At 47.2% G+C, this 23,870-nt stretch carries 16 protein-coding genes; 9 read left to right on the top strand and 7 right to left on the bottom strand.

Annotated features, from left to right (window positions below):
• Nucleotides 1-21: 21 nt before the first annotated feature.
• Nucleotides 22-1,746, top strand: a complete 1,725-nt coding sequence (gene recJ, locus ACYZZ0_RS12260) for a single-stranded-DNA-specific exonuclease RecJ (protein WP_461536919.1) — start codon at nt 22-24, stop codon at nt 1,744-1,746.
• A gap of 106 nt (nt 1,747-1,852) precedes the next feature.
• On the opposite strand, the gene ACYZZ0_RS12255 is transcribed toward recJ, so the two are convergent.
• Nucleotides 1,853-3,325 carry a WH2 domain-containing protein gene (locus ACYZZ0_RS12255; RefSeq protein WP_461536918.1) on the bottom strand — a complete coding sequence of 491 codons (1,473 nt, stop codon included), beginning with the start codon at nt 3,323-3,325 and terminating at the stop codon, nt 1,853-1,855.
• Nucleotides 3,326-3,447: 122 nt separating this feature from the next.
• Here ACYZZ0_RS12255 and ACYZZ0_RS12250 point away from each other — a divergent pair, with 122 nt between their 5' ends.
• Entirely contained in the window at nt 3,448-3,687 is a 240-nt protein-coding gene (locus tag ACYZZ0_RS12250; protein ID WP_461536917.1) for a hypothetical protein, read from the top strand.
• Nucleotides 3,688-3,776: 89 nt separating this feature from the next.
• Here ACYZZ0_RS12250 and ACYZZ0_RS12245 read toward each other — a convergent pair whose 3' ends face one another.
• Nucleotides 3,777-5,927: a WH2 domain-containing protein gene (locus ACYZZ0_RS12245; RefSeq protein WP_461536916.1), complete on the bottom strand. Its 2,151-nt coding sequence runs from the start codon at nt 5,925-5,927 to the stop codon at nt 3,777-3,779.
• 344 nt (nt 5,928-6,271) lie between these two features.
• Here ACYZZ0_RS12245 and ACYZZ0_RS12240 point away from each other — a divergent pair, with 344 nt between their 5' ends.
• Nucleotides 6,272-6,907: a paraquat-inducible protein A gene (locus tag ACYZZ0_RS12240; RefSeq protein ID WP_461536915.1), complete on the top strand. Its 636-nt coding sequence runs from the start codon at nt 6,272-6,274 to the stop codon at nt 6,905-6,907.
• Between the two features lie 61 nt (nt 6,908-6,968).
• Nucleotides 6,969-8,588 carry an ABC transporter substrate-binding protein gene (locus tag ACYZZ0_RS12235; RefSeq protein WP_461536914.1) on the top strand — a complete coding sequence of 540 codons (1,620 nt, stop codon included), beginning with the start codon at nt 6,969-6,971 and terminating at the stop codon, nt 8,586-8,588.
• A 9-nt stretch (nt 8,589-8,597) separates the two neighbouring features.
• Here the strand turns inward: ACYZZ0_RS12235 and dinB are convergent, their stop codons facing one another.
• Nucleotides 8,598-9,722, bottom strand: a complete 1,125-nt coding sequence (gene dinB, locus ACYZZ0_RS12230; protein WP_461536913.1) for a DNA polymerase IV — start codon at nt 9,720-9,722, stop codon at nt 8,598-8,600.
• Nucleotides 9,723-9,735: 13 nt separating this feature from the next.
• On the opposite strand from dinB, the gene ACYZZ0_RS12225 reads away from it, so the two are divergent.
• The 3 genes from ACYZZ0_RS12225 (at nt 9,736) to ACYZZ0_RS12215 (ending at nt 12,271) form a co-directional block, all read left to right on the top strand.
• Complete coding sequence (locus ACYZZ0_RS12225; RefSeq protein ID WP_461536912.1) at nt 9,736-10,359, top strand: lysophospholipid acyltransferase family protein; 624 nt, start codon at nt 9,736-9,738, stop codon at nt 10,357-10,359.
• A gap of 99 nt (nt 10,360-10,458) precedes the next feature.
• Nucleotides 10,459-11,166 (top strand): response regulator, encoded by a 708-nt coding sequence (locus ACYZZ0_RS12220; protein ID WP_461536911.1) that lies wholly within the window; start codon nt 10,459-10,461, stop codon nt 11,164-11,166.
• 91 nt (nt 11,167-11,257) lie between these two features.
• Nucleotides 11,258-12,271 (top strand): methyltransferase, encoded by a 1,014-nt coding sequence (locus tag ACYZZ0_RS12215; RefSeq protein ID WP_461536910.1) that lies wholly within the window; start codon nt 11,258-11,260, stop codon nt 12,269-12,271.
• A gap of 55 nt (nt 12,272-12,326) precedes the next feature.
• Here ACYZZ0_RS12215 and ACYZZ0_RS12210 read toward each other — a convergent pair whose 3' ends face one another.
• Nucleotides 12,327-13,760, bottom strand: coding sequence for a DEAD/DEAH box helicase (locus tag ACYZZ0_RS12210; protein ID WP_461536909.1), 1,434 nt, complete (start codon nt 13,758-13,760; stop codon nt 12,327-12,329).
• Between the two features lie 199 nt (nt 13,761-13,959).
• On the opposite strand from ACYZZ0_RS12210, the gene ACYZZ0_RS12205 reads away from it, so the two are divergent.
• The gene (locus ACYZZ0_RS12205) at nt 13,960-16,083 is read left to right on the top strand and encodes a TonB-dependent receptor plug domain-containing protein (RefSeq protein ID WP_461536908.1); all 2,124 of its coding nucleotides are present in this window, start codon (nt 13,960-13,962) and stop codon (nt 16,081-16,083) included.
• A gap of 22 nt (nt 16,084-16,105) precedes the next feature.
• Nucleotides 16,106-16,660, top strand: a complete 555-nt coding sequence (locus ACYZZ0_RS12200) for a YfiR family protein (RefSeq protein WP_461536907.1) — start codon at nt 16,106-16,108, stop codon at nt 16,658-16,660.
• Nucleotides 16,661-16,709: 49 nt separating this feature from the next.
• Here the strand turns inward: ACYZZ0_RS12200 and ACYZZ0_RS12195 are convergent, their stop codons facing one another.
• The 3 genes from ACYZZ0_RS12195 to ACYZZ0_RS12185 all read right to left on the bottom strand — a co-directional run bounded on the left by ACYZZ0_RS12195 (nt 16,710) and on the right by ACYZZ0_RS12185 (nt 23,770).
• Complete coding sequence (locus ACYZZ0_RS12195) at nt 16,710-19,382, bottom strand: hypothetical protein (RefSeq protein ID WP_461536906.1); 2,673 nt, start codon at nt 19,380-19,382, stop codon at nt 16,710-16,712.
• Between the two features lie 235 nt (nt 19,383-19,617).
• The gene (locus ACYZZ0_RS12190; protein WP_461536905.1) at nt 19,618-21,894 is read right to left on the bottom strand and encodes a YgiQ family radical SAM protein; all 2,277 of its coding nucleotides are present in this window, start codon (nt 21,892-21,894) and stop codon (nt 19,618-19,620) included.
• A 127-nt stretch (nt 21,895-22,021) separates the two neighbouring features.
• Nucleotides 22,022-23,770 (bottom strand): hypothetical protein, encoded by a 1,749-nt coding sequence (locus tag ACYZZ0_RS12185; RefSeq protein WP_461536904.1) that lies wholly within the window; start codon nt 23,768-23,770, stop codon nt 22,022-22,024.
• Nucleotides 23,771-23,870: the final 100 nt, after the last annotated feature.

Genomic DNA, 23,870 nt, shown 5'->3' with positions numbered 1-23,870 from the left:
TTTCCCGGACTTTTCCTGCCAATGCCTAAAAAAATCGTTCAGCGTGAATGCCGTGCCGATACGTCTTTTTCCAGCCAGATTCCCCGCCTGTTGCAGCGCGTCTATGCCGCTCGGGGTATTACTTCGGACGCTGAACTGAACTATTCAGTACACGGTCTGGCACGCTATCACCAGCTGAAAGGTATCGACAAGGCAGCAGAGCTGATTACCGCAGCCATCACCTCAGGCAAGCGTATTCTGGTCATTGGTGATTTTGATGCCGATGGTGCTACCAGCAGTGCACTGGCTGTTTCTGCTCTTAGGGCCATGGCAGCCAATGATCCGGGCTACCTGGTTCCCAACCGGTTTGAATATGGTTACGGCCTGAGCCCGGAAATTGTTGCTGCCGCCCTGCCCTTGCAGCCGGATATGCTGATTACGGTAGATAACGGCATTTCCAGCATTGAAGGTGTGAAAGCAGCCAAAGCGGCCGGTTTGCAGGTCGTTGTGACAGATCATCACCTTGCAGGTCGTGAATTGCCGGATGCCGATGCCATCGTAAATCCGAACCAGCCCGGTTGTGACTTTGCCAGCAAGAATACCGCCGGTGTCGGAATTATCTTTTATGTTATGTGCGCTGTCCGGACACTGCTGGAACAAGAGGGCTGGTTTGATAACCGCTCCAAACCCAATATGAAGTCTTTTCTGGATCTGGTCGCACTCGGTACTGTCGCCGATGTTGTCAGCCTTGATAATAACAACCGCACCCTGGTTCACATCGGTATGCAAATTATGCGGGCTCAGCGATGTCGGCCGGGCATTATGGCATTAGCCGAGGTCGCGGGAAGAAGCCTGGAACGACTGGCTACCTCTGATCTCGGTTTTGCCATGGCTCCTCGCCTGAATGCTGCCGGACGGTTGGATGATATGTCTCTGGGTATTGAGCTGCTGCTTTGTCAGGATATTAACCGTGCCAGAGCCATGGCTTCTGAACTGGACAGCCTGAACCGGGAACGGAAAGAAATCGAAGAAGGCATGAAGCAACAAGCCATCAAGGCATTGGAAAAAATCCAGCTGGAAGATGGCAAGCAATTACCCTGGAGTCTCTGCCTCTATGAAAATGATTGGCACCAGGGCGTTATCGGTATTGTTGCATCCCGAATAAAGGAACGTTTCCATCGCCCTGTCATCGCATTTGCTCCGGACGATAACGGCATGATGAAAGGGTCTGCCCGTTCCATTCCCGGCTTCCATATTCGAGATGCACTGGATGCTGTGGCCACTGCCAACCCCGGGCTGATTCCCAAGTTTGGTGGACATGCCATGGCCGCAGGGCTCAGTCTGGCAGAAAAGCATCTGCCCAAATTTACTGAAGCCTTTGAAGCTGAAGCTCGCGCCCATCTGGATGAGGATGCATTGCAAAGCGTGCTACTGACAGATGGCGAACTGACCATTGAAGACTTCGACCTGAACCTGGCACAACAACTGAAAAATGGTGGCCCATGGGGGCAAAATTTCCCCGAACCCTGCTTTGACGGCACCTTCAGAATTGTTCAGCAGCGTATTGTGGGTCAACACCACCTGAAAATGACACTACAACCCACCGGTCATGATTACTGGGTTGATGCCATTGCCTTTAATGTGGATACCGGGATCTGGCCTGATCCGGCAATTCAGCGGGCACGGGTTGTTTACAAGCTGGATGTGAATCACTATCGGGGGAATGATAACTTGCAGTTATTGGTAGATTACCTTGAACCTGCCTAGGCATCTGCTTCTCAAGCTTTTGCTCTGTAAAAGATAACTTCTCCGAAGAAGGTTATGAAGCCTCACAACCTTCTTCGGAATACTCAATGAATATCACACTAATAACCTAATCCGACCAGTCACTATCATTATCAGAGGCTGCTTCGTCTTCTGAAGATGACATCTCTACAGCCACTCTCCGCATCAGAATACTCGCTACCTCTTTACTTTCACTTGCTGTACGCCAATTAGCAGGGTCTCTGACTGTCGGTTCTACATGCTTGAGAGTACGCTTTTCTTTAAATCTCTCGATTTCTGACAACAACAGTGACCTCTGCTGGACCATCCCCATCGGAGTTGTTTGAGATGGATGCTTGGGGTCTGCAGGTATAGAGGCTGATACTCTGGACTTCATTCGCCTCTCCGCAAGAGGCACCTCTCTCTTGCCCCATTCAGAAGTCTTCGGAGTGGTCACTATTTTCTCTTTGACTGCCAGTGATACAGTGGCTGATTTTACCGGAGGAACAGGTTTGGCAACTGCGCTTAACTTCCCTCCGGAAGTTGTAGCCGATTGCAACGGAGTATGACTAACAGGGTCCTCCGAAGATGTTACGACAGATCGCAAACCCTTTCTTTGCTGCTGAAGAAACTGTTGGGCAGACATTGTAGGTTCAGGCTGCATTGTAGATACAGCCGCTTTATTTAGCCTGACAGAGTTCAGTTCAGATTGCGTTACAGCAAACTGAGTGCCACTGGAATGCGGAATCCTCGCTGACGGCTTTGGGCCGGCCACAGACATAGAGTCGAAGCTGGTAAGAAGATTATCTACCCCATCCAGACCGGGGTGATTGTCAGGGGTCAGGGGAGAAGGACATGCAGTGACTAATGTCTTACTCCTGACAAGCAGCGGGAATAGTGGTAGCCAGCTGGTTAATAGCGATGTTAGCAGTACATCCTGAGCTTCTGCCTCCCCAAAGGACACTTTTACAGCACCCAGAATTGACATAATATCCTCTGCGCTATATGACCTCGCTATGCTCTCTATTTGAGCACGGTGATATTGCGTAGTTACGGGTGCTGAATGGGGCTTAATTAAAGTGAAGCTCGCCTGACTTTCATCGGGAGTTGCTTGAGTTTTTTTTGAATCAGGCTGCATTCCAATATGAGCAAACAGCAATCTGGCTGGCTGGGAAAGCGAGGTTGCTTTCACTCTATAATTACAACCTTTTTCAATCCATAGCATGGTATAGGGAGGTTCAAGGGTGATTTGTTCTTCTCGTATAACTTGTCCTGAACGGCCAATGACCTGAATAACCATTACTTCTGAATAGTCGAAGGCCTCATCTTCTTCAAAACAGCAACTGATAATATTCAGACTCTTGCAACCATTTACAGACATTTGTTTTTTTATTTGTTTATACAGGACATCATCAAATGAAGATGTAAAAGTAAGGGTACCTCCACCAATAGGCTGTAATACCCCGACACCTGCAACTGATTGCTGTACATAGCTGACTAAAACCCCAGCAGCGCTGACTTTATGATAAAAAAAGAACAGCATCACTATGATAAATAACGAGTATTTTCTAACCGATCGCATATTAAGGACTCTCCATATATTCCGAATAGAAACAATGTGGAGCCCACTCTGCCTCTTCAAAATAATTTTTGTCTGCCAGCTAATGACTCTTTAAAAGTACGATAGTTCATAATTTTACTGCCATGAATCAGAATCAACGTCTGAATCTGATTCAGTTTCACCTCCTGATTCAGGGTGTTCAAGTGATTTTAACAGCCCGCAGGCATGCTTATTGGATTAATACCATCACCTTCAATGTGGATATCGGGATCAGGCCTGATCCGACTATTCAGCAGGCACGGGTTATTTACAAGCTGGATGTAAATCACTATCGGGGGAATGATAACTTGCAGTTACTGGTAGATTACCTTGAGCCTGGATAGGTATCTGCTTCTGAAGCTTTTGTTCTGTGAAAATCCCGAAGAAGGTTATGAAGCTTCTTCGGGATTTTCACAGAACACGCACTAGTAATCTAATCCGACCAGTCACTATCATTACCAGAGGCTGACTCGTCTTCTGAAGATGACTGCCCTATAGGCACTCTCCTACGAAGAATACTCGCTACCTCATTGCTGTCACTTGCTGTACGCCACTTCGCAGGATCCCTTACTGACGGATCCACATGCCTGAGAGAATGCTGTCTTTCCCTAAACGCCTTGATTTCTGACATCAACCGTGACCTCACCAGCTTCCCATCCACTGGAGTTGTTTGCCATGGGCGTTTGGAATCCGCAGGCTTAGAGGCTGATACACTAGGTTTCCTTCGCACCCCGGCAAGAGGCTCATCTCTCCTGCCCCATTCAGAAGTATTCGGAATGATCGCCAGTTTATCTCTAGCTGCACGTGAGACAGCAGCTGATTTTACCGGAGGAAGTGGTTTTACAACGGTACTCATTTTCCTCCCAGAAGCCTTAACCTGTTGCGACGAAGCAAAGCTAACGGGATCCTTCAAAGGTGGCTGTTGTGACTCAGAATGACTGTCACAGTGCACGCTGGAATCACTCAGAGGCTGCCCTTTATCTACTGTGGTAACTACAGGTCGTAAAAGCTGCCTCTGCTGCTGAAGAAACTGCGGGGCAGACATGGTAGTTTCAGACGGCCTTGCAGACACGGGCACCTTTTTGAGTCTGCCAACGTCCAATCCAGATTCCTTGCATCCAAGCTGAACACCACCGGAAAAAGAATCTGACCGCACAGGAGCTTCCTCACTAGTTCTCTTTTCAAGCTCAACTTTTCTTAATGAACCGGGATCAAATTGCTTGAGTTCCTTTACCAATCCAGATGGCTGCCCTTTCACCCAGGATTCCATAAAATTGGGTTCGGCATTTTCAGAAGACTCTTCCGAATCAAGCTTAGTTAGAGGCTTTCGTCGAGGGACTGGCACAGGCCCCTTTCGAATCGCTGCTTCAATAGCAGCTTCATGCTCCCTCTCGCTATGTAAAGCAGGCTGAGAGGTATGAGTATCCAACGAGAAGGCCGGGTTATGCTGTAATGACTTGCCTTGAGGCTGGAATTCTCTCCCAGCCTCCAATACTTTTGGAGATCTTGCCGGAACAACAGGCATCGGTGCCTTAAAAGGGAGCTCTGCCGTTGCATCACCCTGCACATCAACACCAGAATGGAGCTCACTGCCAGCAGTACGTTCAACTGCATCTGCCACGACCAGAGGTTCGTCACAGGTAGTCGTTTTTCCTTTTCGTTGTACATAGTCAGGGGGTGTCAATAGCGGCAGCTTGAGCCGACCCGTTTCAGTATGATTATCTCTGTCAGGCTCAACCAGGACGGTTTGAGTATCGTCTTCTGTTTCAACCGGCAGGCTTTCCTCTGATACTACAGATTGTGATTGGTGCTCTGTTTCAAGAATGTAGTCAAGAGCAATAGGTAGCCATCTGGACGACAATTTTCTAGGCAGATTATCCTGGATATTAGATGAGGAAAGTAAAGCCTGATCAACCTGACCACACAGAGTTGAATAACACGGGTTTCGGCGTAATTTAGAGCGCCGATATCCCTTATGAGCTCTATTGAGACCACTTAATTTCTCATACATGAAAGGAGGATCCTCCTCATCAAGATCTCTACCGTCTTGTACGCAACTTTTGGGCAGTTCAGCCATTGCACATGCCCAGTGCTCTTCCCACTGTTCATCTGTTGCAAAACACATAAAAGTAATCGTTACTTTCAGACCATCAGGTGCCGTCAGATTGCGTAAGTCATGTAACTCTGCACCGGAGGTCATTGAAACTCTCATAGTCCAGTCCGCAAAGGGGACACCACCCAGCTTGCGAAAAGATCCATTAGCCTCCTTAAAGACAAGATCTATTCTCGGAAAATCACCTTGTGAGGCCGTAGCAGGGCAATCTAACTTAACTAAAGCCAGACGATTAAAACTATCCCCCCCTTCTTCACTCTTCTGTAACTTTCTCGCTAAAGAATGACTTAAATCCTTATTGATTCGAACAAGACTCTCCCTGTTTGACACTATCTTGCGGCACCCATATTCATTCTCAACATCATATTCAACAACATGCAGTAAAACCCCCTTCATAGCGTACAAGCAGGAAGATCCGCATACCAAAAACAGGGATAAAAAAGCAATCAAAACTGATTTTAAAAAAATCATTCTTGCACTCTCGATATATTTTTGTATTATTTGATTTAAAAAAGAAACGGAATCATTTTTTTAAAACGACTCAAGGAATTCAGACTAGACACTATTCATCTTTTTTCAAAAAAACTGTACTTTGATAATAATTAAAAACCATATATTAAAAGACGATATAGACTCCCATTTCCGGAACAATGAAAACAATTCCTGATCACTTAAGTGAATTCGATCTTTAAAAAATATTAAAAATATGAATAAATTTATTTGTGTAACTATGTCTACAAAGAACAGTTCAAAATAAAGTTACTGATCATATGCTAGGATTTTTTAAGTAAGTTAATAATAAAGCGAATCTCACCATGAATAGAACATTCACTGCCACAATAATTCTTATTCTTGGTTTTCTATTCCTTCTGCCCGGATTGACCCAGCCCTTCTTTACTCTCAAGGGAGAGCTGGATCATCAATCCCTGATCCAGCAAGGCCGTAAAATAATTACCCAGCGCAGTGATGTGCCTCCCATGCTGGCCAATATGGCAGACAGTTTTCTGGCCCAAGTGAAGGCTGAAGGTAAAAGTGAAGTTTATAACAAGACCCGTAACATTCTGGGAACCGCACAGGATTTATGGAATAACGGTCATCCTCCCGTTGCTCTGCTGATTGTTATTTTTTCAGTTGTTATACCGGTGATCAAAGGGATAGTTCTGCTGGCTTCAGTATTTATGGCTCCGGGGAAAGCCAAAAACCGCCTTCAATCCGGTGTTAATGTGCTGAGCAAATGGTCCATGGCGGATGTTTTTGTTGCCGGTATTCTGGTGGCGTTCCTGGCCGCCAAAGCCAGTCAGGGAGCGGAGGGTATATTGCAGTTTGACGCTGAGCTACATAGTGGCTTCTGGTTCTTCACCGGATACTGTCTCTTGTCCGTACTATCAGCAACCATAATGCCGAATACACCGGTTATTACTGCGCCTGTAGAAAAAACAGATGGGGCTTAAGAACCTTTCCGGGATCTATGGTCTATAACTGTCACTTCAACAGCAAAAGCCATAATTCCCAATGAGATGGATTCCTGTATTTGCTCTTTGTCTATGTATCGGACTTGTCTCTCAGGTTAGTGCCAACCATCTTCATAGAAGTAATGGTGGCACCATCAACTCCCTTCACCCTCATCATTTTCATGGCGAGCCTGAAGCTTCTGTCATGTACGATCTCTTTGAAGGACTGGTAACCCAAAGTCCTGAAGGAAAGATTGTGGCGGGACTTGCTGAAACATTCAAGCAGGATACCTCCAACCCCCAACAATGGATCTTTGAACTCCGGGCAGGACTAAAGTGGTCTGATGGGTCCCCCCTGACAGCAACAGACTTTGTAGAAAGCTTTCGACGATTGGCGCTTTTAGGCAAGAACAAGAAATCCATTTACGCTAAATATCTTATTGTTGCAGGCATTAAAAATGCAGCGGAAATACTCGCTGGATCATGCTCACATCAAGAGTTGGGAGTAAGTGCACCTGATGACCGCACAGTCATTATTGAGCTTGATGAAAATATCCCACCTATTGAGGAAATTTTTCCTGCTCTGTTGGCGTTTCCATCTTTTCTGCCTGTTCACTCCAGCATGAGAGGAGTGGGGTTATACCCTATTGAATGGGAAAAGCCGGGCAATAGCTTGATCTGCTGTGGCCCTTATAAATTGGTATCAGTAGAACTTTGTGACAGCGAGTTTTCAGCGCCCTGTTTAACACTGAGTAAAAATACTTCTTATCACTCTGCTGAAAGTGTGACTATTCCTCAGGTGAGCTGGCACGGAATTACTAACCTGGAAACAGAGGAAGCTGAATTCCGTGCCAAAAGGCTTCAGATAACAAAGGGCTTACCCACCAGCGACTTTGCTCATCTGGATAAAACCCATATGAAGGTTATTCATATGCTGGCTACCGGTTTTCTTATGCCTCGAACGCAAAAGATACCGATGCCTGAGCATCAGGATTTAATACAGGCGATAGCGGCAGCATTGGAACTGCAAGATATAATCAAAGAACTTGGAATGCAGGACTATCTGTCACCAGCAACCAGTTTTATTCCTGATTTTGACGACTTTCATCCTTTTCAGCAGCCCCCAGCACGAGACAAGGCTGCTGAGAATACCGCTATTAAAAAGGCGTGTGATCACTGGCTCACTAGCCACCCGGGTAAAACAGTACTTATTTGCATGACACCAGAGCGTGAAGATCCAGGCGGTGTGATGTCGAAAATCATTGATCATCTTAATCAGCGCTTTCAGGATGCAGGGGGACAACTCTCATTTATATCTGACACATTGCCCTGGAACGAGTTCAGGCAAGGAGTAGAAAATGCTGACCTACTCGGTTGGGGTTGGCTTGCAGCCTATAATGAGCCATCAGCTTTTATCGTTCCTTTGGCTCCAATGTTTGGAATGATTCCGTGTCACCCCGTTGAAGAATTGAATACGCTTTATTACCAGGCTCGTTGTAAGAAAGCGGATTGGTCGGGAAGAAAGACTTGTTATCTAGAGGCTGCGAAGGTTATTTGTAGAGAGGTACCTGTTATACCTCTATTTAAAGGCCCTAAATTCCGACTGGTTTCACCCACTGTAAAAAATTACCCGGAATCCAATCTTCAGGGCTGGGCATTCACAAAATGGCTCTCAATGTAAGAACCAATATTATTCGTCAAACAGACTTAACTGCCGCCCACCCTCGGGCGGCTTGAGGTCATGCAGTCGAATACCAATGCCAGCCAGCCGTACCGGCAGTTTTTTCCGTTCAAAAGCCTCTTTAAAGAGTTTCTGATACTCAGCCGGGCTAAAGGGTGACTCCCCAGCCGGAAGCAATGTTTCCAAAGTTGTCTGGGTGAAATCATTAAACTTCAGTTTTACAAACCGCTTGGTCGGCAAGTATTCTCTACTTATTCGCTCCCAGCGTGACTCCAGGCTTTCAAGCAATGGGAAAACCTCTTTCTGGACAGCTTTGATATCCGGTAAGTCATGATCATACGTATGCTCGACCGAAAGCGATTTACGCCGACGGGAAGTTTCCACAGCACGGTTATCAATCCCGTAAGCAAGCTCATGTAGCCTTTCACCAAAACGACCAAACCATTTCGCCAGCTCCAGCTTTGAATACTTTCTCAGATCTCCACAAGTTTCAATGCGTTTCTTGCGGAGTTTTTCTGCAGTAACCTTGCCCACACCATGTAGCTTGCTAACCGGCAATTGCTTTACAAACTCATCCACCTGATCCGGAGTAATCACAAATAAACCATCCGGCTTGTTCCAGTCGCTGGCAATCTTGGCCAGAAATTTATTCGGCGCGACTCCAGCAGAGATCACAATACCAACTTCTTTTCTGACCCGCTGTCGCAGCTCTTTGGCCATCAGGGTGGCACTACCCCGGCAGCGCTCGCTATCAGAGACATCCAAATAGGCTTCATCCAGAGAAAGCGGCTCAATCAGGTCGGTATAATCAGTAAAAATGGCATGAATTTCCCGGGAAACTTCCCGGTAGTGTTTCATTCTCGGCGGCACAATCAGCAAATCCGGGCATAAGCGTAATGCCTGACCTGAAGCCATTGCCGACCGTACTCCAAACTCCCGCGCCTCGTAATTACACGTAGCAATCACTCCACGCTTGTCAGGCATACCGCCTACCGCTAGTGGACGACCACGCAAATCGGGGTTATCCCGCAATTCAACCGCTGCATAAAAGCAGTCACAATCCGCGTGAATCACCTTGCGTCCTTGTGCGGCCTTCCCTTTTTCAAGCACCTTTTCCTCGTCCTGTAAGATCATCAAGAGATTTCCGATGCGATTTACCGTATTCAATACGCCGATAATCAGTCAGTTGCTATATTGCCTGGCCTGGCTGACCTTGAAGCTGCTGGGTTGGAAGGTCGAGGGAGAGCCACCCAAAAGCGCACGCTATGTTCTGATTGGCGCTCCCCATACCAGTAACTGGGACTTTGCCCTGACCATCAGTGCTTCCATGATACTGCGTATGCGTATTAACTGGCTCGGAAAAGTCAGCCTGTTTTATGGCCCGCTACGTCCAATCATGCGCTGGATGGGCGGCATTCCGGTGAATCGTGAGCGTCGTACCGGCATTGTCAGTCAGGCTGTGAATGCCTTTCGTACCAACCGCAGGCTGATTATTGCCCTGTCTCCCGAGGGCACCCGCTCCCAGGTATCTCGCTGGAAAACCGGCTTTTATCATATCGCACGGGAAGCCAACGTGCCTATCGTACTGGGTTACCTCGATTTTGGCCGGAAAGTAGTCGGCATTGGCCCGAGCTTCCGCCCTACGGGCGATCTGGAGCGCGATATGGCTGCAATCCAGCACTTTTATCAGGATATTCAGGGTAAGCACCCGGAAAAGTTCTGTGAGAACTGCATCAATGAAGAGGGTGAAATGCAGGCTTTGACCCGATAGCAATGATCAGAACCGGTGACGCAATAAGCCAGACCTGCCATAGGCTATGCTTGAATAAAGCCCTGTCAGGAAACGGCCAAACGCAAGGATGCGTAGATTATGACCTCATCTGCTGCCGATGCTGCTAAAACCATAATTATTGCCGAAGATCACCCGCTGTTCCGCAGTGCTCTGAAATTGACGCTGGATCAGGTCTTCGATCAACCCGCCTTCGTTGAGGCTGAGACCATTGCAGAGCTACAAACTGCAGCAGAAGTCACCGAAAAGCCGGATCTGATTTTACTTGACCTGAATATGCCTGGTGCTCATGGCTTTTCTGGCCTGGTTTTCCTGCATGGTCGTTATCCTGAAGTCCCGGTAGCCGTTATTACGGCCAATGAGGACGATGCCACCGCACAAAAGGCTGCCCGCCATGGTGCCAGAGCCTTTATTCCCAAATCTGCCCGCCCTGAAACCATTAAAGAAGCGTTGTTAGCCATCAATAACGGCGAACGCTGGTTCCCTCCCGGATTTACCGAAGCCTGTGCCCAGACCGAGGTTGTCAGTGATATGGAGTCTCGTATCGCATCATTGACTCCACAGCAGTTCCGGGTACTCGGCATGATCAGTGAAGGCATGCTGAATAAGCAGATCGCCTATGATCTGGAAGTTTCTGAAGCAACCATCAAGGCTCACGTTACGGCTATTTTCCGCAAGTTGGGTGTTCGCAGCCGTACTCAGGCCGTCATAGCCCTGCAGTCACTGGAACTTGAAGACAAGTCCTCACCTGACAATACCGCTGAGTCATCTTCTGACACGTCTGATTGATATTCTGGCTATAACTATCTCCTGAATAACACTTATCCGCCGGCTTATTGCCGGCGGACTGCTTTATCTCAGGCAAGACAGGCTATAGCTGATGACGGCATATGACAGAACCACTCTTTATCAAATGGCGATGGGACACTGGAAGTTTCAAACCACCCTCGCCGTAGCAAAACTCGGTATTGCGGATCAACTGGCTGACCAGCCCCTGAGTGCAGCTGATATCGCAGCCAATACAGGGCTGAATAGTGACCGGCTGGAACGGGTATTACGGACATTGGCATCCGATGGTATTTTCAACCGCCTGCCGGACGGCCGGTTCAGTAACAATGAGGCCAGTCATTATCTGCGTTCCAATATCGCCGGCACCATGAAAGATCTGATTATTATGAACTCCAGAGAGTGGATCAGTGATGCCTGGCTGAATATGACTGACAGTCTGGAGGCCTCATCAGATCAATCCCCCTTCAAAAGTCGTTTTGATCAGGAGATCTATGAGTATCTGGGCACTCATAATGAAGAAAACGCATTGTTTGACCGGGTGATGCAGCAACTCACCAGCTATGGTGCAGAAACAACTGTTGATCTCCTTCCTCTAGCCGGAACAGAAACCGTCACAGATCTTGGAGGTGGAACCGGCGCTTTTCTCCTGAAGTTGCTGTCAGTTTATCCGGGTATCCAGTGCACGCTACTTGAGCAACCTGTTGAAATCGAACGGGCTGCCCGGAGCGAGGATATTCAGCATCATTCATCCCATTTTCAGTTAGTCACCGGGAGTTTCTTTGAGGACATACCCCAAGGGCAGGATGTCTATATCCTCAAAGCTATTCTTCACGGATTTAACCAGGATAGATGCGAGCGTATTTTACAAAACTGTCAGGCAGCCATGCATGGCGACAGCCGTCTGTTTGTGATTGATCATATTGCCGGTGATGGCCCGGAACACGCCCATGCCAACTGGTATGACTTACTGATGATGCAGATCGGTGGTCGGGAGATTGATCTACCCAGATTTACTGCGCTATTGGATAAGTGTGGACTGGAGCTTGCAGAAACCACGGTTCGCAGTGGAATGCAGTCTGTACTTGAAATAAAAATCAAATCTTGAGAACAAAGCACCAGATCACCGGTTAGCACGGTGATCTGGTTTAAGGTATCGAGCCTTAATCTTTCTTTTTACGCTTCATCGGTTCAAAACCGGCATCAACCAGCTTGGCTGCAGGCTTCTTCCTGCGCACAGGAGCGTTACCGTCAGCGGTTTTGTTCTCACCACCTGAAGCCTGAGGCTTGACCGCAGGTGTACGACGTTTGCCAATATTCTTTTTATCCCGATGGCGTTGTTTGCCCAGTTCTTCCTGACGCTTCTTGCCACCCGGTTTCTTTTTACGACCCGCGGCCTTGCCGGAAGCCTTGACCTTCTTGGGTCCTTTGTAATGACCTTTCAGTCCTTCAATCGCCCGGCGCTCGAATTTCACCTTCAGGTAGCGCTCAATGCCAACCATCAGATTCCATTCGGGCGGGCTGATAAAGGTCACCGCCAGTCCCTGTTCACCGGCACGGCCAGTACGCCCGATACGGTGAACATAGTCATCGCCATTACGGGCCATATCCAAGTTTATAACCAGATCAATGCCCTTCACATCCAGACCACGTGCTGCAACGTCTGTGGCTATCAACACATTAATCCGGCCTTCACGGAAGTTCTGCATGACCTTGTTGCGCTCATCCTGGGTCATTTCTCCATGCAGAGCAGCAGCCCGGTGCTTGTTATAGCGCACCAGGCCATTCAGACGGTTGGCCTGAACCCGGGTATTGGTGAAAACGACAGCCTTTTCATAGGTTTCGTTATTCAGCAGCCAGTCCAGCAGCTTGTCTTTGTGCTGCAGATCATCTGCCAGAATAATCTGCTGACGAATGTTCTCATGCGGATCACGGGCAGTATTCAGAATAATGGTCTGCGGGTTCTGCAGTACCTGCTCGGTCATATCCTGCATGCCCTTCTGTTTCATCGTGGCCGAGAACAGCAGGGTTTGCCGGGCTTCAGGGCAACGGCCGGCAATGGTCAGCACATCGGCACCAAAGCCCATATCCAGCATTCGATCTGCTTCATCCAGTACCAGCACTTCCAGATCCTTAAAGTCCGGGGTGCCTTTTTCCAGATGTTCCATCAGGCGTCCCGGGGTCGCAATAATGATTTCCGGGTTTTTACGGAAGATGGAAGCCTGAAACTTGAAACTGTCACCACCGATAATCATGCCTGACTTGATATAAGTGAAGCGCGCCAGCTTTTCACACTGCTTTTCCACCTGCCGGGCCAACTCCCGGGTAGGAACCAGTACCAACGCCCGGGTACCGGATTTGGGCGCAGGATTGGTATGAAGCCGGTGCAAAATCGGCAGGATGAACGCTGCTGTTTTACCACTGCCGGTTTCAGCACCCACCATCAGGTCAGTCCCTTCCAGCACTGCCGGGATGGTCTGAGCCTGTACCGGGGTCGGCTGCTCATATTTGAGATCTTCTAAGCCACGAATCAGCCGCTCATGCAAGCCAAGCGTGCTGAACTGCGGCTGTTCCGCTGTCTGGGTCTGTGTTTCCATTATCAAATCCGGAGAACTGGGGGAAAATGGGCTGAATCTTACAGGGGTAGCCGAACAAAACAACCGTAAAAACACGGTGATCAGAGTTATGGGATGTTGAGGCAGAGGCCGGGAATATGCACTAGATTTTTAATAATAGCCCCTTATTAATTTGCCCGAAGCTTCAAGCTGTGCTCGAGCGATTCCATGGAGAGGAACATTGAGCAAGCGCGCCCTGCCATCACTTCTGGCCGCCAGTATTGCCCTGGCCACTGCAGTTCAGGCCGAGACTGCGGATGATGACTTCTTTGAATACAGCCTGCAGGAGCTGATAGCTCTTGATATTCCCGATGTCACCTCGGTATCGCGCAAGCAGCAGCGGCAAATGGATTCTGCTGCCGCGATTTATGTGGTTACTGACGAGGATATCCGCCGCTCGGGGGTTACCACCATTCCGGATGCCCTGCGGATGGTACCGGGACTACAGGTAGCCAAGCTCAATGCCAATACCTGGAGTGTCAGTTCCAGGGGCTTCAACTATGTATTTGCCAACAAACTATTAGTGTTGATTGATGGCCGCACCATTTATTCTCCGATGTTTTCCGGGGTGAACTGGGATGTTCAGGACACCATGTTGGAAGATATTGACCGGATTGAGGTAATTCGGGGTCCCGGAGCAGCCCTGTGGGGCTCCAATGCTGTTAATGGCGTGATCAACATTATTACCAAAAAAGCTGCAGATACCCAGGGAAGTCTGATTTCTGCCGGTGGTGGTTCTGAAGAAAAAGCTTTTGGTGCTTATCGCTATGGCGGCACATTCGGTTCGGACCGGACCGAAGGCTTTTACCGGGTTTACGTCAAAACTTTTAACCGGGATGGAAATGCCAATGCCGACGGTTCTGATGCCCGCGATGACTGGAAGATGGACCGGGCCGGCTTCAAGGCTGAATGGAAAACAGATGACGACACATCCTGGTCATTTCAGGGTGATATCTATGAAGGTACTACTCGCCCGGCCTTGATGATCTTTGATGAAAACCAGCCGGCCAAAGGGGTTCAGACCTTTACTGATCAGGACCGGGACCAAAAGGGTGGCAATTTGATTGGAAACTGGAAGTTTGCTCCCAGCGATACCAGTGATTATTCCATCCGTGCCGTTTACGATAATTATCAGAATTTTGATTATCGCATTACCGAGAAGCGCGATACCTTTGAAATAGAATTTCAGCATTATGCAAAGCTCTGGGGCAGTCACGATCTGGTTTGGGGCTTAAGCTACCGCGGTACCTGGTATGAAGTCAGCGATATGCGTCATATCACGCTGTACGACAAAAACAAAATGGACAAGCACCGGTTTGACCAGCTGTACAGTGCCTTTATCCAGGATGATATCACCCTGACCCCGGACTGGACGCTGACTCTCAGTAGTCGACTGGAGCACAATGATTACACTGGTTATGAATTTCAACCCAATGCCCGTATTGCCTGGAAAGCCACTGAAAACCGCACTTTCTGGGCTGCTGTATCGAGAGCCGTCAAAACACCTTCTGTCAGTGAACATGCCGTCGAAACCAAGGGCATTACCTTTTACCGGGTAGGCACTCTGCCGATTCCTACCATGTTCTCGATCAAGGGTAATGATGATGTCAAATCCGAAAAGCTGACGGCTTTTGAACTGGGTTACCGGGAGCTGTTCGCAGATAACCTTCGTATTGATATCACCGGCTTTTATAACGAATACAAAGACCTGATTCAGTACATTGGATCAAATCAATGTGTATTCAATAACGCTATTGCCTTCCCATATCCTGATACAGCTAATCCACCACTGACTGTAACAGCTTGTACGAATAACCCGTTGAATCCAGCCTATCTGGATTTCCCGACCACTTTTAATAATAACCTCGAAGCCAAAACCTATGGTCTGGAGTTCGCTGCAGACTGGCAGGTAAATGAGTGGTGGAAGCTGCAGGTAAACTACAGCTGGTTACAGGTAGACGCCAAACGCCCGAAAAATGGCACAATTCCTCAGGAAAACGAAAACCTGATTGAAGACCTGAGTGCTCATAATGTTGCCAATCTACGTTCCAGCATGAACCTTCCCAATGGTTGGTACTTTGATGCATGGGTGCGGTATATCGACAATCTGAAGAACGCCAGAGTCAAAGCCAATACCGCACTTGATCTACGGATTGCAAAACAGATCAATGAAAATATTGAGGTTTCTCTGGTTGGTCAAAATATTTTTGAAAATCGCCGACAAGAGTTCACCGAGAGCTTCACCGGAATAGTACCAACCCAGATCGAAGAATCCTGGTACGCCCAGATTCGCTGGCAGTTCTAACCGAATGAAGGAGATCAGTGACATGCTGACTAGACCACGGACAACTCATTCGGTCATTCATCTGGCAACCGCAATTGCGCTGGTTTTGATTTTTGCCTTTCTGACTTTTCGGGCAGAAGCTGCAACAGCCATCTCGAAAGAAGAAAAAATCAAAGCTGCAATGGTTTTTAAGATCACCCAATCGATTACCTGGCCACAGCGCATATCCAACTTGTCGGTGTGCCTGATGGGAGATGAAAATATCAACCTTGCACTGAAAAAGATGGATGGAAAATTAACCGAGGGTCGCCGTATATCCGTTACACACAAGAAAACCTCAGCGCCCCTTCATCGGCTATGCGACATGCTGTACATTCCCCACGCATCCAAACTGGATCTCAATGCCATCATGCAGCGTATAGGTAACTATCCGTTACTGACTATTGGGGACTCCGAACAGTTTCTGACCCAGGGCGGAATGATTGCCCTGATCAGAACTGGCAGCAAGGTAACAATTACTATCAATCGAAAAGCAGTCGATCAAGCCAATCTGAAGCTAGGCAATGCACTATTGGGCGTAGCCCGCACGATAAACTGATCCTACAGGGGCCGTTACTATTATTATAAGAAAAGTAACCGCCCCTACATCAAATCCCGACATCCTTTTGAAGCATGATGGCTGATGAACACAGGTTTTTAATGGCCAGAGCGTTACCTTTGAGTACGCTCTGTAGTGCGGTGACAAGTTCTTTGGCATCTCCCCCTGCTTCAAAAAATCCGTCAATCAGCATGGTTAATCTATTCCTTTCTGGCTTACCCTTCAGCGCAATTACAGCTTCTGCTGTTTCAGGCATCAACCCGTAACCATCTTTCAGTGCCTGAGCTAGCTCTATGGTTTTACCACGTTTAAGGCAGAGATCTACCAGCAGTTTATATATAAGATCCTTTGCATTGGTAGCTCGTATGAGCACCTTCACAGTTTCAGTCAAAGTCTCTGCATCGGTTCTGGAACCCACTGACTCTTTCGCTGTTACTGCTCGACGCTTCTCAGTACCAGAGAGGCTTACATGAGTTCCCGCACCATTACTTGAACCACTTTTCGAAGAATGAAACGGTTGAGATAGTCGTAAAGAGCTGGATCTCCAGTCTTTTCGGTCCAGGCTTCCAGTTGAGAATTTAAGATTACTGGTTGAGACATCACGCACACTACGCATGGATTGAGTTCGCTTCAGGGAGGTTTCAAGTTGTACCTTCCATGACTGAAATAACCTTTCAACTAATATCCCGTCAACATTCGATACGTAAGCTATCAACAACTGATGAAGGACACAGGCTTCACTGTAATCTTCAGTTCTGGGGTCGGTCAAATCATTCCAGTAACGCTGGCTTCCCAAAAATGTTTCCAGTTTCTTAGCCGCCTCTTTATTTGCAAAGATAAGACTCAAATCTCTGCCATAACTATCACCTCTCACCTGATTAACACCAGGAACCCTACATAGGTGTTGATTGAGCTTCTCTAGAATTAATAACCTGAAACTTCCCTCATCAAAAAAATCAAGCAAACCTAAAAACTGCTGTAATCGGAACGAAGTATGTCCCGCCTTTTTCATTTCAGTGCAAATTGAAAACAGAAGGCGATAGGCAGTTGATCCTTTTAATATCCCACTCTCTTCATCCAACACCCTCGGCCTCCATCTCTGGATTATGGGTTGAATTTGAGCCCTGATTTCACTATGAGAATGAATAAAAAAATCAATAAAGCTTGTAGCAAGCCCTGAGTTAACTTCTCGAAAAAAAGTCATTCTGCCCTCAGATTTAATCTCACTATTACTCCCACTAAAGAGTACACAACCAATTACTTCATCAAATCCCTGCCTTGCTTTCATCTTGAGGTGTGGAGGGAAGTGTGATGTCAATCTTCTGAAGTCACCATCACTGAGAACCAAAGGAGAGTTTGTTTCAACACCAACAACCGATGCTGCAGTTGGTCTTGAGCAATCTGACTGCAAAGATACTTTTTCATATTGCAAACATTTAAAATCAATAATTGAAGCTTTTCCCCCGCCAGATAGCAGCCATGAAAAATTGCTCATATCCCTTTTTCTGGAAAACCGCTCATTCAGCTCCAGAACAATTACTTTACTGGACGCAGATAAACTTCCAACACCAAGAAAACCTGTAATAAAAGACATCGCTGAACCTTCATCAATATCTCCAATATCAAGACCTGCATGATAAGCTCCTCGAACACACGCAAGGGCCGAGGGTTGCAGCCATGGATTCCTCGAATTTGGAAGCGCAGGAAAATCTGGAAAGAAACTATGCTGGAGAGCCTGACAAAACAGAGGGATAACGTAAGGATGTCGGGCATCAATCCATTCTGCAAATACTTTTAGCAATTCATAAAGTAACGGCTTTCCACTCGCTCCATGCAAGAAGCATGATAGAGATCTTAGTAGATCCACCTTCTCCAGAGTGATATGAGTACTTTGCCTTCGCTGCTTCATTTTCTCTGTTATGACAGCATCCCTACCAGAGTTATCTATTATAAAATCTGCATTCTCAGTCAAATCTGCAGACCCAGCAGAATAGCTTCCAACAAATGCGATATCACATAGTTTGATGTGTTCATCCTGACATGCCAGAGGCAATCGGGTCATCAAAACAGTTGCAACAGACAAACTAGGCAAGGATAAATCCAACATTGACATAGATGAACCAGAACTCATATGAAACAAAGTCGGATCCTTTTTAAAAGCTTCCCCCTTTGCAATGAAGCAAGGTACTCCTCTAGCAGATTGTGCTTTTTTCTTCTCAGGGTCTGCCACAACATAATACTCACTTCCAAACCCTTTATAACTGTGCTGGCATAAACCGAATAATTCATAACAGCTTATTACTCTGTGTACTTTTTTAAAATTTGGATCTTCTACACCTATATATTGATTACCAAGCTGCACCATCACCGGACGAGATAAATAATACGTCGAGGGCAAAAAATATACTGAGCAATTCTCTACAAAATCTTCGAGCACATCAGCTATATCAATATCACTTCTAGGCAGAACACAGAAAGAATAATGATTTACCATCTCTTCCGGAATGTATTCATATCTGTCAGGAGGAACCACGACGACTTTATTTTTTTCTTTAGTGTCTCTTTTGCAAAGCAAATATAAAGCGCCTGTTTTTTTATCTAAAAGACTGTAATACATTAATTTATTATATTTGGCTTCATCAATAGAGAGATAATCAGCAGATATTGAAAAAGGAAAAAAGACCATAAAAAAACAAACAAGACGGAATAGAGTCGTCATCATTATTAAAAATTAATATCGTTATTAACACTTTCACATAGATATAGGCCAAACTTTTTATTCTTTCCAGCTATAATTTGTGTGTTTTTAATAATTTACACCACAATATAGTCGATCATTGACGTGTATAATAAATCAATAACAGCGAAATTTCCCTGAAAAAATGGCTTTTACCTAGAACAACCGGAAAAAGCCATTTTTTATACTGCTCTTAAACTACAGCTTTGATCATCAAGCCCTAGGCTGGACGATACCCTGTTTTACTTTTCCGCCCAGTTTGATTTCGGTTCTTATTTGAACCATTACCCCCTCCAGAGTGGGAGCTTGATTTGCTCTGGCTTTGCTTTCTACCCTGAGGCTTACGAGCATCCCACTGTCCACCACGGGCTTTCTGGAAGCCACCGGATGATTTTTTGGAGCGAGTGTTTTTATGACCACCCCGACGATTCCGGTCATGCCCCTCCTCAGCCGGAATCAACTGGTTATCACCATTACCAATAAGGTCAGTCCGGCCCATCTCTTTCAGTGCATTGCGCAGGTAGCCCCAGTTCTTGTCGTCATGGTAGCGCAGAAAGGCTTTCTGCAAGCGACGCTGCTCATAGTCCTTTGGCGTATAAAGCTTACCACTCTTGTAGCTGACCTTTTTCAGCGGGTTACGGCCGGAGTAATACATTGCTGTCGCCAGCGACATTGGGGACGGATAGAAGGTCTGCACCTGGTCAACCCGGAACTTGTTACGCTTCAGCCACAGCGACAGGTTTAGCATATCCTCATCTTCACAGCCCGGGTGAGCAGCAATAAAGTACGGAATCAGATACTGCTTCTTACCTGCTTTCTTTGAGTAGAAGTCGAACATCTTCTTGAAGGCATCGTAGGTGCCCATGCCCGGCTTCATCATCAGATCCAGCGTACCCTTCTCGGTATGCTCCGGTGCAATCTTCAGATAACCACCAACGTGATGAGTTACCAGCTCTTCAATATATTCCGGATCTTCAACCGCCAGGTCATAACGCAGACCTGAGGCAATAGCGATTTTCTTGATACCCGGAATAGCACGCGCCTTCCGATACAGCTGGGTCGTATGCTTGTGTGATGTTTCAAGGTTGCTGCAAATCTTGGGGAATACACAGGACAGACGACGACAACCGGCCTGAATTTCCTTGCTCTTGCAATTCAGGTGGTACATGTTGGCTGTTGGTCCGCCGAGGTCAGATACCTGACCGGTAAAACCGGGCACCTTGTCCCGCATATCTTCCAGCTCGGCCAGAACAGACTCTTCAGAACGGCTCTGGATAATCCGGCCTTCATGCTCAGTAATGGAGCAGAATGAACAGCCACCAAAACAGCCACGCATGATATTGACCGAGGTTTTGATCATATCGTACGCCGGAATCTTGGCTTTACCATAAGACGGGTGCGGTACCCGCTGATATGTCAGATCGAAAACCCCATCCATTTCCTCGGTTTCAAGCGGGATAGGAGGCGGGTTTACCCACAACTCACGGTTACCATGCTTTTGTACCAGTGTACGCGCGTTATGCGGGTTTGATTCCTGATGCAATACCCGAGATGCGTGGGCATAGAGAGAGGGATCCTTGCGCACCTTCTCGAACGACGGCAGCCGAATGTAGATATTTTCAGTTTCCGTACGCACCTGACTTTGTAGAGGCATCGGAATAATCTTTACCGCTTCTACCCCATCATCAGTCTTCTTCTGGTCACACTCAGATTCCTGCTTGTATTCATAGGGGCTGCCACCAAAAGCTTCCTCCATCGAGGTGATATCTTTTGGCCAGTCAATCCGGGTCGAATCAATTTCTGTCCAGCCGCTCGGCACAGCAGTTTGGATAACAGCAGTACCACGAACATCCTTCAGGTCTCTGATATCCACCCCGGCAGCCAGTCGATCGGCGACTTCAGCCATTGCCCGCTCGGCATTACCGTAAAGTAGAATATCTGCAGTAGCATCCATCAATACAGAGCGACGTACCTCATTACTCCAGTAATCATACTGGGCAATACGGCGCAGGCTGGCTTCAATACCGCCAATAACCACTGGCACATCACTGTAGGCTTCCTTACAGCGCTGACTGTATACAATGACAGCACGATCTGGCCGCTTGCCCGGCTCGGCATTGGGCGTGTAGGCATCATCATTACGGACTTTCAGATCAGCGGTATAGCGGTTGATCATGGAGTCCATATTGCCGGCCGTCACCCCATAGAACAGATTCGGCTTGCCCAGTTTCATAAAGTCTTCGGTATTGCTCCAGTCAGGCTGGGAAATAATGCCCACCCGGAAGCCCTGAGATTCAAGAAAACGGCCAATCACCGCCATACCAAAACTGGGATGGTCGACATAGGCATCGCCGGTCACAATGATAATGTCACAGGAGTCCCAGCCCAGTTCATCCATCTCTGCCCGGGACATAGGCAGGAACGGTGCTGTGCCATAGCATTCCGCCCAGTACTTGGGGTACGAGAAGAGATCAGGAGTTGAAGCAGTTTTGGTCATGGGCACTCAAGGGGCGTCATTTCAGAAAGGCGGGTATTTTTCCAGAAAACGGCTATTGAGGATAGCCCGATATATGGCACTGAAATACCGCACAGCTTTAACACTTAAAGGATAACTCCCTATAGCCCTAACCAGCATCTGAGGAGTGGCCCTTCTTTTTCGTCCACAGTTTCTCAAGCCAGCTTTCTTTTAATACATTGACCACATGAATTTTGCTATCCAGCCAGACATTCACAACAGGGCTGGCGGGAGTAATACCAAAAATATGGGCTCTACCGGTAATATCCCATGCCTTTCTGTCCGGAGCCCAACCTCCAAGCGGACACCCTGACATCAGTAGTACAGATTGAGAGCCATCCTCGTCAGGAAAAAAAATCGATACACGATCGACATCAGTCATTTTTTCTTCTGCTAAGAGCCTGATGTCATTGATTGTTGTACTGCCAAGATAAACAAAGATTTTTCCTCCGGGCCCACCGAAAATATCACCTGTGGTTCCAAGCTCCCGGATTAACTCCACGACATATTGTCTATGCAATATATTTTGATCCGTGCTTCCAATGACTGTTGGCAGTTTTGAATGACATAAACCGATTGCCTGCTTCCTCTCCCCGGGAAGATTAATTACATAGTTGGTAACAGGCTCAGATCCATAGGCAGCAGCTGATGCAATTATCAGGGTACCCTCATGTTCATAGCTTCGAATCAGAGCCATTCCATAGGGAAGGTCGAATAAATCACCACCCTTTACCTGCTCAATAATACCTTGGGAATTCCTTGGAATATCGACAGCCATACAATCCCGGCATACTGTTTGAACAAATTTGGATGTGTCACAGGCCGGAACCACCGCATCTTCCCTGCACCCTCCCCCCCAGGAAAACTCAATCCCCTGCATAACAGCAAACAAACGCTCAAAAAAGAAATCACGAGTTCTAGGGTGATCTTCAATAAGCACCAGTGCATCATCGGTTACTGGGCAAAATGTTGAGTCTTCCAGGGTGACAGAATCGATTTGTGCTGGAAAAATTTTAAACGGGTGTTTGTCACGCTCAGAAATACAGACGTGCTGAACAACGGTTACATAAGTGAAGGGGGCATGTTCGCCCTGCCTTGAAAGAAGAGACGTCCTTTGCAGTTTGATTTCACTGCCAAATTTTTCGCTTACACCGGACACACAGCACTTGGTCATCACCATATTGGCAGTGAATGTTTTGATAACATCATCAGTCACAAAAGAAACATGCCTGCGATGAACCCAGCCGGACGTATCTATCCCGGCCATCAAGTACAACCATTGCTGATCATTGGTCGCACCCAGAATATAAACCGGTTGCCCGTGGTACCAGTGATCCTGCACATTCTTGTCATCTGCAGCAACATTACTGGACAGGTGAAGTGGCTTGGTAATGGTCAATGCCCCGGGCAGCAGATAAGCGTTGGTCTCTGAGGTAATGACCGCCCGCCGCTGAGGCTCATAGATATTTACAAAAGAATTCCAGTCTACCTTGCTTTTAAACGTTGCAAGATCTTCATGCGTTAGCGATATTCCGTTACCTTTAACATAGTGAGAGGGTTCTGATCTTTCTTCTGACTCCAGACCAATCAAACTTTCCGGGCATTTAAGCTCAAGCCCCCAGCAAACCAGCTCTTTTACATACTCCCGCTTCAACCAGGATTCAATATATTCTGCATGCCAGGGTGCAACCAATCTGAAGCTGAGTATATCTTGAGTAAGCTCGGTCAGCCTGATGCTTTTGGCGCCCTCATCAACACCCAACAGTTTTTGAATAGCATCCTGATCCTGCAATATTGCCAGAGGCTGAACCGGATTATTTGGAGGAGGCACTCCTGCCCATGACAAACTGACAAACATAAATGCCAGTGTTCCTGAGAGCGCATATTTAAATATTGCCAATGTTTGATGACACATATGGCAAACCTATATTTTGTAATAGCGTGCAGGGAAGGATAGC

This window comes from Spongorhabdus nitratireducens (assembly GCA_947387575.1).
Classification (GTDB): domain Bacteria; phylum Pseudomonadota; class Gammaproteobacteria; order Pseudomonadales; family Endozoicomonadaceae; genus CANDOC01.
Note: the sequence above shows the minus strand (reverse complement) of the source record. Positions and strands in the feature narration are given on the sequence as shown.